Origin of the sequence: Lentzea albidocapillata, assembly GCF_000719115.1 — a bacterium.
Taxonomy (GTDB): domain Bacteria; phylum Actinomycetota; class Actinomycetes; order Mycobacteriales; family Pseudonocardiaceae; genus Lentzea; species Lentzea albidocapillata.
In genome coordinates this window covers 65,868-78,241 of sequence record NZ_JOEA01000010.1, presented here as the reverse complement: position 1 = coordinate 78,241, position 12,374 = coordinate 65,868, and the positions used below count along the sequence as shown (strand labels likewise).

Genomic DNA, 12,374 nt, shown 5'->3' with positions numbered 1-12,374 from the left:
GAAATAATCCTGCCGACCAGACTTCCCGGCTCACCAAGATGGAATCTTAACGCGAACGGGCGCCCTCAGTGAGGACGCCCGTCACGTTTGAAGCAGAAATCAGTCCTCGGACTTGCCCGACTGCAGACCGGCCGAGATCAGGTCCATGACCGACGAGTCGGCCAGCGTCGTCACGTCGCCGACCGCGCGGTTCTCCGCCACGTCGCGCAGCAGGCGGCGCATGATCTTGCCCGAGCGCGTCTTCGGCAGCTCCGGCACGACCATGATCTGCCGTGGCTTCGCGATCGGGCCGATCTCCTTGGCCACGTGGTCGCGCAACGCCTTGATCGCGTCCGCGCCACCGGCGTCCGCACCCGCGCCACCGCGCAGGATCACGAACGCCACGATGCCCTGGCCGGTCGTGTCGTCGGACGCGCCGACGACGGCGGCCTCGGCCACGGTCGGGTGCGACACGAGCGCCGACTCGACCTCGGTGGTCGAGATGCGGTGACCGGACACGTTCATCACGTCGTCGACGCGGCCGAGCAGCCAGATGTCGCCGTCGGCGTCGTACTTCGCGCCGTCACCGGCGAAGTAGAAGCCCTGCTCGCCGAAGCGCGACCAGTACGTGTCGCGGTAGCGCTCCTCGTCGCCCCAGATGCCGCGCAGCATCGCCGGCCACGGCTCGTCCAGCACGAGGTAGCCACCGCCACCGGCCGGAACCTCGACGCCCTCGTCGTTGACGACCTTCGCGCCGATGCCGGGCAGCGGCTGCTGCGCCGAACCGGGCTTGGCCGAGATGACACCGGGCAGCGGCGAGATCATGATCGCGCCGGTCTCGGTCTGCCACCACGTGTCGACGATCGGGGCCTTGCCGCCGCCGACGTTCTCGCGGTACCAGATCCACGCCTCGGGGTTGATCGGCTCGCCGACCGAACCCAGCACGCGCAACGAGCTGAGGTCGTACTTGGCCGGGATGTCCGCGCCCCACTTCATGAAGGTGCGGATCAGCGTCGGCGCCGTGTAGTAGATCGAGACGCCGTACTTCTGCACGATGTCCCAGTGCCGGCCCTCGTTCGGGGTGTTCGGCGTGCCTTCGTAGACGACCTGCGTCACGCGGTTCGACAGCGGGCCGTAGACGATGTAGCTGTGGCCGGTGACCCAGCCGATGTCCGCGGTGCACCAGTACACGTCGGTGTCCGGCTTGAGGTCGAACACGTAGTTGTGCGTGTACGACGCCTGCGTGAGGTAGCCACCGGACGTGTGCAGGATGCCCTTCGGCTTACCCGTGGTGCCCGAGGTGTAGAGGATGAAGAGCGGGTGCTCCGAGTCGAACGCCTCGGGGGTGTGCTGGTCGGACTGCGAGTCCACCAGCTCGTGCCACCACACGTCCTTGTCGGTCCACGCGACCTCGGTGTCGGTGCGCTTGACGACGATGACCTTCTCCACGGACGGCGCGCCGGCGACGGCCTCGTCCACGGCGGGCTTGAGCGGAGCAGGCGTGCCGCGGCGGTACTGGCCGTCGGTCGTGATCACGAGCCGGCACGAGGAGTCCTCGATGCGGGTGCGCAGCGCCTCGGCGGAGAACCCGCCGAACACGACGCTGTGCATCGCGCCGACGCGGGCGCACGCCAGCATCGCGAAGATCGCCTCGGGGACCATCGGCATGTAGATCGCGACGCGGTCCTCTGCGCCGATTCCCAGCGACGTCAACGCGTTCGCGGCCTTGGAGACCTCGCGCTGCAGCTCGGCGTAGGTGATGGCGCGGGAGTCACCGGGCTCACCCTCCCAGTGGATGGCGACCTGGTCGCCGTGGCCCGACTCGACGTGGCGGTCCACGCAGTTGTAGGCCACGTTGAGCTTGCCGCCGACGAACCACTTGGCGAAGGGAGCGCCGGACCAGTCGAGCACCTGGTCCCACTTGGTGTCCCAGTGCAGCCGTTCCGCCTGCTTCGCCCAGAACGCCTCGCGGTCGGCCTTCGCCTCCTCGTACAGCGCGGGCTGTGCGTTCGCCTGTGCCGCGAACTCGTCGGAAGGCGGGAACGTCCTGCTCTCCGTGAGCAGGTTGTCCAGAGCGTTGCCCTGGCCTGGCGACTGCGTCATGGTGCGAGACCTCCTGGAAAGTCCAGACCGGTTGGGGATGCGGGTACTGACCGTAGTGCGAGCCAGCTCACTTCCAACAGGTTCCTCCCCAAAAAGGTTCAGACCAATCTGGGGAGATCGGTTACACGGCTGTCATTGTGTAACCCGTTTTGTCTGGTCCAGGCACGTGTGGCGCGTTGAACGGGCGCAGTTGCGCGCTCAGCGGTTGGGTCAGTGAGCTGGGTCACCCGTTTCACCTGGTCAGGTACTCTGCGCGACCGTGACCGATCCTCTCGCACCGCTGCTTTCCTTGCCTGGCGTGGCAGACGCCGCGAGCGCCGCCAAGGACGCCGTCTTCCAGGTGCACCGCCATCGGGTGAACCTGCGCGGCTGGGCCACGACGGCGGCCGAAGCGTCCGTCCGCGCGGCCCGTGCGTCGGCGGCTTTGGAAGGCGGTCCGACCGACATCCCGGAGTCCGGTGAGGTCTCGGACCCCGTGCTGGCAGGGTCTTTGCGGATCGCGGAGGCACTGGGCGGGCTCGTCGCCACGTGGCAGCGCGCGCCGTTGCAGGCCCTCGCGCGGTTGCACGTTCTCGCCGCCGCCGACCTCACGACCGACGTCGGACGCCCGCGCGTCTCCGAGGACGTGTCGCAACGGCTCGACATGCTCGGCTCGCTGGTCACCGGCGGCACGTCCGTGCCGGCGCCGATCGTCGTCGCGGTGGTGCACGGTGAACTGCTCGGGCTGGCGCCGTTCGGCGTCGCCAACGGGGTGGTTGCCCGTGCGGCCGCGCGGATGACGTCGATCTCCACCGGCCTCGACCCCAAGGGTCTCGGCGTGCCGGAAGTGGCGTGCCTGCGTCGTTCGGCGGAGTACGAGGCCGCGTCCGTGGCGTTCGCGTCGGGGTCCCTGGAGGGCCTCGCGCAGTGGATCCTGTTCGTCTGCTCGTCGCTGGAGGCGGGCGCCCGCGAGGCGAAGAGCATCGCGGACGCCGCACTCACGAGTTGACGACCTCGGCCAGGATCTCCGCAGCCCGCCGGACGTCGGCGCTGGTCACGTAGAGCGGGGCGAAACCGAACCGGAGGATGTCCGGCGGCCGGTGGTCGCCGATGACCCCGCGTGCGATGAGCTTGCGTATCACCTCGGCCGCGTCGGGACAACGCACCGAGATCTGGTTGCCACGCGGGATCTCGTCCGGCGTGATGATCTCGAGTGAGGTCAGGTTCGAGACGTGCATGCGGAACTGCGCCGTCAGGCTCAGCCCGCATTTCCACAGCACGTGGAGATCGACGTCGTCCCACACGTCCAGCGCCGCGTCGAGCGCGAGCATCGACAGGATGTCCGGCGTGCCGACGCGTGCCCGCGCGATACCGGCATCGGGCTCGTAGCTCGGTTCCATCGCGAACGGTGCGCGGTGGCCGTTCCACCCTGACAGCGGGTTCTCGAAGCTGGCCTGCTTGTCGTGCGGTACGTAGATGAACGCGGGCGAGCCCGGTCCGCCGTTGAGGAACTTGTAGGTGCAGCCGACCGCGTAGTCCACACCGAGCTCGTCGAGTTCGATCGGGATGACGCCCGCGCTGTGGCAGAGGTCCCAGACGACCTGTGTCCCGGCGGAATGTGCCTCTTCCGTCAGCTTCGCCATGTCCAGCATGGCGCCGGTCCGGTAGTCGACGTGGTTGAGCAGCACCACGGCGGTGTCCTCGGTGAGGTCCAAAGAGGACGGACTGACGGCACGCACCTTCAGGCCGGTCAGCTCACCGACTGACTGCGCGATGTAGCCGTCGGTCGGGAACGTCGACTCGTCCACGACGATCTCGGTGCGGCTCGTGCCCTTCACCGCGCCCATCAACGCCTTGAAGACGTTGACCGACGTCGAGTCACCGACGACGACCTGGCCTTCCGCGGCTCCGATCAGCCGGCCGATCCGGTCGCCGATCCGTTGCGGCGCCTCCCACCAGCCCTCGCTCCACGACCTGATCAGCCGCGTGCCCCACTGGTGCTTCACGACCTCCTGCATCCGCTCGGCCACGTGCTTCGGCGGCGCGCCGAGCGAGTTGCCGTCGAGGTAGATGATGCCTTCGGGGATGTCGAACAGCTCGCGCCTCACACGTGACTCCTCGCGGTCCACAGCTCGGGGAACACCGCTCGTTGGGTGCGCTTCTCCAGCCATGCAACACCAGCGGAGCCGCCGGTGCCGACCTTCGAGCCCATGGAACGACGGGTCGCCAGCAGGTGGTCGTAGCGCCAGCGCGCGAACTCCTCGGCGATGTCGGTCAGCGCCTCGCCCAGCTCCAGCAGCTCGCGGTCGTCGCCGCGGTAGATCGTCGCCCACACCTGCTCGACCTCGGCCGACGGCTCGTAGGCCTTGGTCAGGTCGCGGTCCAGCACGCTCTGCGGGATGTCGAAACCCTTGCGCTTGAGGGCCGCGAGTACGTCGTCGTAGAGCGAGGGCAGGGCCAGCGACTTCTCCAGCTGGTCGTGCATCGCGGGCACCGCGCGGTGCGGCACGAGCATCGACGCGGACTTCTCGCCGAGCAGGAACTCCATCTCGCGGTACATGCCCGACTGGAAGCCCGAACCCTCGCCGAGCGCGTCGCGGAACGAGTTGAACTCGGTCGGCGTCATCCGCGCGATCGGCCTCCATGCCGCCGAGAGTGCCTGGAGGTGCAGGTCGGAACGCCGGAGCGTGCGCACGGCCGCGCGCAGGTCGTCGGCGCGCAGTTCGGTCTGGGCCTGCCGCCACTCGAAGCAGAGCAGGCCGAAGTACAGCTCCATCACCTGCGTGATGACCAGGAACGACATCTCACGGGGATCTTTGGACCACTGCTGTTGAAGGGTGTGCAGCACCGACGCGTGCACGTAGTCCTCGTACGGCGTGGTGCCGCCGAAATCCAGCTTGGGGGATACGGGGCAGCTCATGGCTCAATCGTCGCCGGAACGGCCCGTCACCTGAATGGGCGACGAAAGGCGTTCGGCCCGAACTTCTTCCAATCGCAAAACGGATCGCCGAGTAGCTTTGCGTTCATGTTGGACGAGGTGGACAAGGCCCTGTTGGAGGCACTCCAAGAGGATGCGCGGCTGTCGTACAACGAACTGGCCCGCCGGGTCCACGTCTCACCGCCGACGGTCGCGCAGCGGGTCCGCCGGCTCGAGAACATGGGCGCGATCACCGGCTATCGCGCCGTGGTCGACCCCACCGTCGTCGGACGTCCGGTCGTCGCGTTGGTGCGCATGAAGTGCTACGGCCCGCGGTGCATCACCGTGCACCCCGAACTGCTCGACGATCTCCCCGAAGTGGTCGAGGTCGTCCGGCTGACCGGAGACATCTGCTCGGTTGTGAAGGTCGTCACCACGTCCATCGTCGAGTTGGAACGGCTGCTGGTCCGGCTGGCCGCTCACGGGGAGACGTCCAGCGCAATGGTGCTGTCGACGCCCATCCCGTGGCGTCCGGTGTTGCCGGGATAACACGCATCTTAGATTCCAATTAAGCTAGTCTCGATCTTGTGAGGCTGACCAAGAGCACCGACATCGCGCTGCGGATCGTGATGCGGCTGGCCGTCGACGAGACGGACCATCTCGTCTCGTCGAACCCGACCACGCGAGAAGTCGCCGAGGTCATGGGCGTGCAGTACACCCACGCGGCCAAGGTCGTGGCCCAGCTCCAGCACCTCGGCGTGGTCGTGGCACGCCGCGGCAGGGGTGGCGGCCTGGCGCTCGCCGAGACGAGACGGTCCGTCTCGGTGGGGTGGCTCGTGCGCCGGCTGGAGGGCGAGGGCGACGTCGTCGACTGCGAGGGCGACGCACCGTGCCCGCTGAGCGCGGCCTGCCGCCTGCGCCAAGCGCTGCGCCAGGCCCAGGAAGCCTTCTACGCCTCGCTCGATCCGCTGAGCGTCGAGGACCTCGTCGCTGATCCCACCGGTCCTGTCCTGCTCAGCCTGCGGCTGAGGTGAGGAGATCCTCGATGTTGTCCCCGAAGTCGGCTGAACTTCTCGAAGCCACCCTGCCCGCGGTCGGCGCCGCCATCGGTGAGATCAGCGCGCTGTTCTACGAGCGCATGTTCGCCGAGCACCCGATCCTGCTGCGGGACGTGTTCAACCGCGGCAACCAGGCCAACGGCACGCAGTCCCAGGCGCTCGCCGGGTCGATCGCCGCCTTCGCCACCGGCCTGCTCGCCGGTCGGACACCCGACGCGATGCTCAGGCGGATCGCGCACAAGCACGTCTCGGTCGGCGTCACGCCCGGCCAGTACGCGGTCGTGCACAAGCACCTGCTCGGGGCCATCGCCGACGTCCTGGACGTCTCGGCCGAGGTGGCGGCGGCCTGGAGCGAGGTCTACTGGCTGATGGCCGACACGCTGATCGGCCTGGAGCGGTTCCTGCCGCAGGGGCAGCAGGAGCACCGGGTGATCGCCCGGTTCCAGGAGACCGAGGACGTGGTGACGTTCGTGGTCAGGCCGGTCGACGGGCAAGTGCGAGCGGGTGAGCCGGGGCAGTACGTGTCGGTGCAGGTCCCGCTGGCCGACGGCGCCCGGCAGATCCGCCAGTACAGCCTGTCCGGACGGTCCGACGACGCGCTGCAGTTCTCGGTGAAGCGAGACGGCGAGGTGTCGAACCACCTGCACGACTTCGCGCCGGTCGGCAGCACCGTGCTGGTCAGCCACCCGGCCGGGGACCTGACGCTGCAGCCCGGCGACGGTCCGGTGCTGCTCGCGTCGGCGGGCATCGGCTGCACGCCGATGATCTCCATGCTCGCCGAGCTGGCCGCCACGGACTCACCCCGGCGGGTCGTCGCCGTCCACGGGGACCGCGACCAGCTCACGCACCCGTTCCGCGCGGAACTCGCCCAGCTCGTCGCCAAGCTGGAGAACGCGCGGGCGCACGTCTTCTACGAGCGGCCGATCGGCGACTGGCCCGCCGAGCGGACCGGGCTGGTCGATCTCGGCGGGGTCGAGCTCCCGCAGGACACCACCGCCTACCTGTGCGGACCGGTGCCGTTCCTGCGCGCGATGCGGGCCCAACTCCTCGAAGCGGGTGTCACCGACATCCACTACGAGGTGTTCGGTCCGGACCTAACCAGCTAGGCGGTCCAGGGCGTTGCGGACGTGGCCCTTGGTGTCCTCCAGGGCAGCGGCCGCACGTTCGGTCGGTGCGCCGGAGAGCAGGTGGACCAGCGCCACCTTGAGGTCGCCGTCCGCGTCCGCCAGTGCCTGCTCGCACGCGTTCTCGGGCTGGCCGGTGGCCTCGTGCAGGATCCGGATCGTCCGGCCGCGCAGCTTCGCGTTGGTGGCGCGCATGCTGACCATCAGGTTCGAGTACGTGCGGCCGAGCTTGATCATCACCGCCGTGGAAAACGATGTCAGGACCAGCTTCTGGGCCGATCCCGCCTTCATCCGCGTGGAGCCGGCGATGGCCTCCGGACCGGTGTTCAGCGCGACGAGGACGTCGGGCGTGAAGGGCACCGACGCGTTGTTCGACACCAGCACGGTGCGGGCGCCAAGCGCTTGCGCCTCCTGCAGCGCACCGATCACGAACGGCGTGCGCCCGGACGCCGTCACGCCCACGACCAGGTCCTTCGCGGTGGCGTGGCGGCGGATCTGGGCGGCGCCCGAGTGGTCCTCCACCTCCTCGACGGCGCGGACGAGGGCTTCCGGACCGCCGGCGTGGTGGGCGACGAACCAGTCGGCCGGGGCGTTGAACGTCGGTACGAGCTCAGCGGCGTCCAGCGTCGCCAGACGCCCTGACGTGCCCGCGCCGACGTAGTGCACGCGGCCACCGGACATGATCGCCGCCACGCCCAGGTCGACGGCGCCGGCCAGTTCCGGCAGTGCCTGCGCGACCGCCGCGGGGACCGTGCGGTCCTCCTCGTTGATCATGCGCAGCACGTCGATCGTGGATACCCGGTCGATGTCCGCGGTGCGCGGGTTCCGTTGCTCGGTCGGAGATTCCACGCGCACCACCACACCGTTCCGGGGGGAGATCATTTAGTCGTCTCCCGCGGCCGCCGCCGGCCGTCTGGTCTGGCACCGAGCCGATGGCCGGACACCGCTTCGTAGGTCGCCTCCAGCGCCATCTTCGCCGTGTCCACGTGGTGCTGGGCGACGCCGATGAACAGGCAGTCGATCACCGTGAGCTGGGCGATGCGGCTCGCCATCGCGCCGGAGCGGAACGTGGTCTCGCGCGCGGCCGTGGTCAGCACGTGGTCGGAGACCTCGGTGATGGGTGAGCGCGGGAAGTTCGTCAGCGCGACGGTGGTGGCGCCGGTCTCGCGGGCGACGCGCAGGGCCTCGACGGTCTCCGCGGTCGAGCCGGTGTGTGAGATGCCCACGGCGACGTCCGCGGCGGTGAGCACGGCGGCCGACGTCAGCGCGATGTGCGTGTCGTTCCACGCGAAGCACGTGAGCCCTATGCGGTGCAGCTTCTGCTGCATGTCGAACGCGACGAACGCGGACGCGCCGAAGCCGTAGACATCGACACGGCGGGCGCCCGCGACGGCTTGGACGACCTTGTCGAGCGACTCGATGTCGAGCTGCTCGGCGGTCTCCTCGACGGCGCGGGCGTCGGCGAACGCGACCTTGCCGACGACCTGCTTGAGGTCGTCGCCCGGTCCGATGTCGCCACCCATGTCGTGGTTGGCCCTGACCTGGCTGCGGGCCGTGTCGGCGGCGAGCGCGATGCGCAGTTCCGGATATCCACCGACGCCGATGGCCTTGCAGAACCGCGTCACCGTCGTCTCACTCGTGCCCGCCTGCTCGGCGACCTCGGTGATGCTGCGGTGCGCGACAGTTCCGGGGTTCTCCAGCACCACCTTCGCGACGCGCTGCTCGGCGCGCGCGAGACCCGGCAGCAACGACCGGATCTTCACCAGCGGACTGGACTCGGCACTGCTTTCAGTGGACACGTGGGAAACTTACTAACCGCCACTCCAAGGGTCAACGGAGTGTGTCCGAAAGTCACTCTCTCGGCCCGGAACGGCTCACTGGACGGCGGGCTTCTTCCTGGTCGACACGGCGATCCGGTTCCACGAGTTGATGGTGAAGATCAACGCGATGAGCTGCGCGAGCTCCTCCTCGCCGAAGTGCTGCGCGGCCTGCTCGTAGACCTCGTCGCTGACGTACTCGTGGCTGCTCATGACGGTGATGGCCTCGGTGAGCCGCAGCGCCGCCTGCTCCTTCTCGGTGTAGACGTCGCCGGCCTCCTCCCACGCGTTGAGGAGGTAGATGCGGGCCTCGGACTCGCCACCCTTGCGGGCGTCCACGGTGTGCATGTTGATGCAGTAGGCGCAGTGGTTGAGCTGGGAGGCGCGGATGCGCACGAGCTCGGCGAGCTGCTCGTCGAGACCCTCGCGGGCGGCGGCGTCGAGGGCGATCATGGCGCGGTAGACCTTCGGTGCCTTCTTGGCGAGGTCGATGCGGTTCGTCATGGCTCAAACCTATGGCGCTGATTGGCCCTGTGCATGGTGCAATCTGATCGTGGAATCGTGGGCCAATCTTGACTTCCACCTGGACCTGTCCGGCCCGGGTGGTCTGCGGCACCGGTTGACGGCGTCGTTGCGGGAGGCGGTCCGGTCGGCGCGGTTGCCACCCGGCACCCGTCTGCCGGCGTCGCGGTCGCTCGCGCTCGACCTCGGGATCGCGCGCAACACCGTCGCCGAGGCATATGCGGAACTGGTGGCGGAAGGCTGGCTGACCGCGCGTCAGGGTTCGGGAACCGTTGTGGCGCAACGAGTCGAGCCTCCTCCTCCAGTCACCCGCCGTGCTGTGGACGCCGAGGTGCGGTTCGACCTCAGGGTCTCCACGCCGGACGTCACCGAGTTCCCGCGCGCGGAGTGGATCCGTTCGACGCGGCGGGCGCTGACGGCGGCGCCTTCGGAGGCGTTCGGTCCGGGGGATCCGCAGGGCCGGATCGAACTGCGGACGGCACTGGCCGAGTACCTCGCGCGGGCGCGGGGCGTGCGTGCCGATCCCGAGCGGATCGTGGTGTGCTCGGGGTTCGGGGGTGCGGTCCAGATGTTCGACCGGCTGCTGACGCCGCCGGTCGTCGTCGAGGAGTACGGGCTGGGCTTCCACCGGTCGATGTGGACGTCGACGGTGCCGTTGGCGGTGGACGACCACGGCGCGAACACCGAGCAACTGCCGGACAACCTGCGGGCGTGTGTATTGACTCCCGCGCACCAGTTTCCGTTGGGCGGCCCGTTGCACCCACGGCGGCGTGCATCAGCCGTGGAGTGGGCACGGCGCGTGGACGGCCTTGTGCTGGAAGACGACTACGACGGCGAGTTCCGCTACGACCGGCAGCCCGTCGGCGCCGTGCAGGGGCTCGACCCGGAGCACGTCGTGTACCTGGGCACGTCCAGCAAGGCGTTGTCACCGGCGCTGCGGATCGCGTGGATGGTGCTGCCGGACCGGTTCGTGGACCCCGTGCTGGCGTTGAAGACCGCTCGCGAACAGCACATCAGCATGCTCGACCAGTTGACGTTGGCCGACTTCCTGGAGTCTGGGGCGTACGACAGCCATGTGCGCCGGATGCGGTCGAAGTACCAGCGGCGCCGCGACCGGCTGGTGGAAGCCGTCTCGCCGTACGCGTCGGTGTCGGGCATCGCGGCCGGGATGCACGCAGTGCTTGACACGCCTCATGAAGCCGAGATCGTGCGGACCGCGCGTGAACGCGGAATCGAGCTCAGTCCTCTCTCGTGGTTCCGGCATGAACTGAGCGACGACGACCGCACGGGGATCGTGGTGAGCTTCGGAGCGCCCGCGTTTGCACGGGCGCTCCCGCTGTTCACCGAGGTGCTAGCGGCGTGCCACTGACCAGCCTTCGGCCGTGACATCGCCGCGTGCGTGCACGTAGACACCGCGGCCGTTGTACTGGCCCGCCTTGGTGTAGACGAACCTGGTCTTCACGGATTCCGTTGGCATCCAACGGCGTCCGGTCGTCGTGATGGTGCGCGCGTCCTGCCAGTCCGTGCCGTTCCAGTGCTGGACGGTCAGCTTGTCGCCCTTGTCGACGTCCACGAAGACCTCGACCGGACGCTCCGCGGTGAGGGTGCCGCCGGAAGTCGTTGCGCGCCATTGCTTTCCGCGTGACTTGACGGCGAGGGCGTTGGCCAGGCCGTCGGCGGCGACGCGGCGGGCCGGGTTGACGCTGCCCCAGTCACGGCTCGGGTGCACGCGGTTCGTCAGCAGGATCGCGATCGAGCGCGAGGCCTTGTCGATCACGAACGACGTGCCGGTGTAGCCCGTGTGGCCCGCGGTTCCCGGACCGCTCAGTGCGCCCATGTACCACCGTTGGTCGAGCTCGAAACCGAGGCCGTGGGCGTTGTCCGGGAACTGCTGGTTGAAGTTCGTGAGCATCAGCTCGACCGAGTGTTCACTGAGGATCCGGCGGCCTTGGTAGGTGCCGCCGTTGAGGATCGTCTGGCCGAGGATGGCGAGGTCTTTGGCCGTGCCGAACACACCGGCGTGGCCTGCCACTCCTCCGAGGGACCACGCGTTCTCGTCGTGCACCTCGCCGCGGACGATGCCGCGTGGCGGTGCCGACTGGAACTCCGTTGCAGCTGTGCGGTCCTTGGCCTTCGGGTTGTAGCCGGTGTCCTTCATGTCGAGCGGCCTGGTGATGCCGTCGCGCACCGCCTGGTCGAGCTTCTTGCCGCTGACCTTGAAGACCAGCTCGCCGAGCGTGATCAGGTTCAGGTCCGAGTAGACGTACGTGGTGCCGGGCGTGGACTTCGGCTTCACGTCCATCACGGCTTTGATGCGTGACGGGATGTCCGGGTACAGCTTCCACAAAGGAATGAACGGTTCGAGGCCGCTCGTGTGTGTGAGGAGCTGCTTGACGGTGATGTTCTCCTTGCCGTTCACGCCGAACTCGGGCAGGTAGGTGGCGACCTTCTCGTCGATGCCCACCCGGCCCTGCTCGACCTGCTGGATCACCGCGATCGACGTGAACAGCTTGGAGATGGAGGCGAAGTCGAAGATCGTGTCCTTCTTCATCGGGACGCGTTCGGCTTCCGGCAGCTGGGTCTGCTGATCCTGGTAGAGAACGGCGTAGCCCGTGCGGTCGTGCGTGACGATTTTGCCGTCGTGCACGTACATCGTGACCGCGCCTGCGTAGAGCGGCTTGCCGTTGGCCTGGGGTTTCGTGAAGTCGCGGAGCTGGCGCAGGGCCGCGTTGACCGGCTCCGGGTCGAGGCCGGCCCAGAACGGGTTCGACGCGCGCAGTGTCGTCCACTGGTGTGCGAAGCCGTCCTGGGGCTGGTCGAAGTGGCCGGGGACCAGGGCTGTCACGAGTGCGGTGGCCAGGGCAGGGATGAGCAT

At 68.5% G+C, this 12,374-nt stretch carries 12 protein-coding genes; 5 read left to right on the top strand and 7 right to left on the bottom strand.

All coding sequences use genetic code 11. The annotated features are described in order from the left end of the window. Window positions 1–99: 99 nt before the first annotated feature. A complete protein-coding gene (gene acs, locus IG04_RS0116700; protein ID WP_030477578.1) occupies window positions 100–2,082 on the bottom strand; it encodes an acetate--CoA ligase in 1,983 nt (660 codons plus the stop codon). Between the two features lie 259 nt (window positions 2,083–2,341). On the opposite strand from acs, the gene IG04_RS0116695 reads away from it, so the two are divergent. Then, on the top strand, window positions 2,342–3,070 hold the full coding sequence (locus IG04_RS0116695; RefSeq protein WP_030477577.1) for a hypothetical protein: 729 nt from the start codon (window positions 2,342–2,344) through the stop codon (window positions 3,068–3,070). Here IG04_RS0116695 and kynU read toward each other — a convergent pair. Next, complete coding sequence (gene kynU, locus IG04_RS0116690; RefSeq protein ID WP_245816608.1) at window positions 3,060–4,169, bottom strand: kynureninase; 1,110 nt, start codon at window positions 4,167–4,169, stop codon at window positions 3,060–3,062. The genes IG04_RS0116695 and kynU overlap by 11 nt on opposite strands. Next, on the bottom strand, window positions 4,166–4,981 hold the full coding sequence (locus tag IG04_RS0116685) for a tryptophan 2,3-dioxygenase (protein WP_030477575.1): 816 nt from the start codon (window positions 4,979–4,981) through the stop codon (window positions 4,166–4,168). Before IG04_RS0116685 ends, kynU begins: the two co-directional genes overlap by 4 nt. Before the next feature lie 105 nt (window positions 4,982–5,086). Here IG04_RS0116685 and IG04_RS0116680 point away from each other — a divergent pair, with 105 nt between their 5' ends. Genes IG04_RS0116680 through IG04_RS0116670 form a run of 3 tightly spaced genes read left to right on the top strand, consistent with a single transcriptional unit; the run spans window position 5,087 to window position 7,142 of the window. Beyond that, window positions 5,087–5,527: an Lrp/AsnC family transcriptional regulator gene (locus IG04_RS0116680; RefSeq protein ID WP_211257779.1), complete on the top strand. Its 441-nt coding sequence runs from the start codon at window positions 5,087–5,089 to the stop codon at window positions 5,525–5,527. Window positions 5,528–5,565: 38 nt separating this feature from the next. Then, window positions 5,566–6,012, top strand: coding sequence for an RrF2 family transcriptional regulator (locus IG04_RS0116675; protein WP_030477573.1), 447 nt, complete (start codon window positions 5,566–5,568; stop codon window positions 6,010–6,012). 11 nt (window positions 6,013–6,023) lie between these two features. After that, window positions 6,024–7,142, top strand: a complete 1,119-nt coding sequence (locus IG04_RS0116670; protein WP_030477572.1) for a globin domain-containing protein — start codon at window positions 6,024–6,026, stop codon at window positions 7,140–7,142. Here the strand turns inward: IG04_RS0116670 and IG04_RS0116665 are convergent. The 3 genes from IG04_RS0116665 to IG04_RS0116655 all read right to left on the bottom strand — a co-directional run bounded on the left by IG04_RS0116665 (window position 7,131) and on the right by IG04_RS0116655 (window position 9,481). Further along, window positions 7,131–8,042, bottom strand: a complete 912-nt coding sequence (locus IG04_RS0116665) for an N-acetylmuramic acid 6-phosphate etherase (RefSeq protein ID WP_030477571.1) — start codon at window positions 8,040–8,042, stop codon at window positions 7,131–7,133. The two genes, IG04_RS0116670 and IG04_RS0116665, sit on opposite strands and share 12 nt — an antisense overlap. Beyond that, window positions 8,039–8,959 carry a MurR/RpiR family transcriptional regulator gene (locus IG04_RS0116660; RefSeq protein WP_245816606.1) on the bottom strand — a complete coding sequence of 307 codons (921 nt, stop codon included), beginning with the start codon at window positions 8,957–8,959 and terminating at the stop codon, window positions 8,039–8,041. The genes IG04_RS0116665 and IG04_RS0116660 overlap by 4 nt, the downstream gene beginning before the upstream one ends. 75 nt (window positions 8,960–9,034) lie before the next feature. Beyond that, window positions 9,035–9,481 (bottom strand): carboxymuconolactone decarboxylase family protein, encoded by a 447-nt coding sequence (locus IG04_RS0116655; protein ID WP_030477569.1) that lies wholly within the window; start codon window positions 9,479–9,481, stop codon window positions 9,035–9,037. A gap of 49 nt (window positions 9,482–9,530) precedes the next feature. Here IG04_RS0116655 and pdxR point away from each other — a divergent pair, with 49 nt between their 5' ends. After that, window positions 9,531–10,868, top strand: a complete 1,338-nt coding sequence (gene pdxR, locus IG04_RS0116650) for a MocR-like pyridoxine biosynthesis transcription factor PdxR (protein ID WP_245816604.1) — start codon at window positions 9,531–9,533, stop codon at window positions 10,866–10,868. Here the strand turns inward: pdxR and IG04_RS0116645 are convergent. Beyond that, window positions 10,851–12,374, bottom strand: a complete 1,524-nt coding sequence (locus tag IG04_RS0116645) for a serine hydrolase domain-containing protein (protein ID WP_051770059.1) — start codon at window positions 12,372–12,374, stop codon at window positions 10,851–10,853. The two genes, pdxR and IG04_RS0116645, sit on opposite strands and share 18 nt — an antisense overlap.

What these genes read in the sequence shown, in the direction of transcription:
- IG04_RS0116685 (WP_030477575.1), bottom strand. Translation starts at nt 4,981, where the DNA reads ATGAGCTGCCCCGTATCCCCCAAGCTGGATTTCGGCGGCACCACGCCG.
- IG04_RS0116645 (WP_051770059.1), bottom strand. Translation starts at nt 12,374, where the DNA reads ATGCTCATCCCTGCCCTGGCCACCGCACTCGTGACAGCCCTGGTCCCC.
- IG04_RS0116680 (WP_211257779.1), top strand. Translation starts at nt 5,087, where the DNA reads ATGTTGGACGAGGTGGACAAGGCCCTGTTGGAGGCACTCCAAGAGGAT.
- IG04_RS0116655 (WP_030477569.1), bottom strand. Translation starts at nt 9,481, where the DNA reads ATGACGAACCGCATCGACCTCGCCAAGAAGGCACCGAAGGTCTACCGC.
- IG04_RS0116665 (WP_030477571.1), bottom strand. Translation starts at nt 8,042, where the DNA reads ATGATCTCCCCCCGGAACGGTGTGGTGGTGCGCGTGGAATCTCCGACC.
- acs (WP_030477578.1), bottom strand. Translation starts at nt 2,082, where the DNA reads ATGACGCAGTCGCCAGGCCAGGGCAACGCTCTGGACAACCTGCTCACG.
- IG04_RS0116670 (WP_030477572.1), top strand. Translation starts at nt 6,024, where the DNA reads ATGTTGTCCCCGAAGTCGGCTGAACTTCTCGAAGCCACCCTGCCCGCG.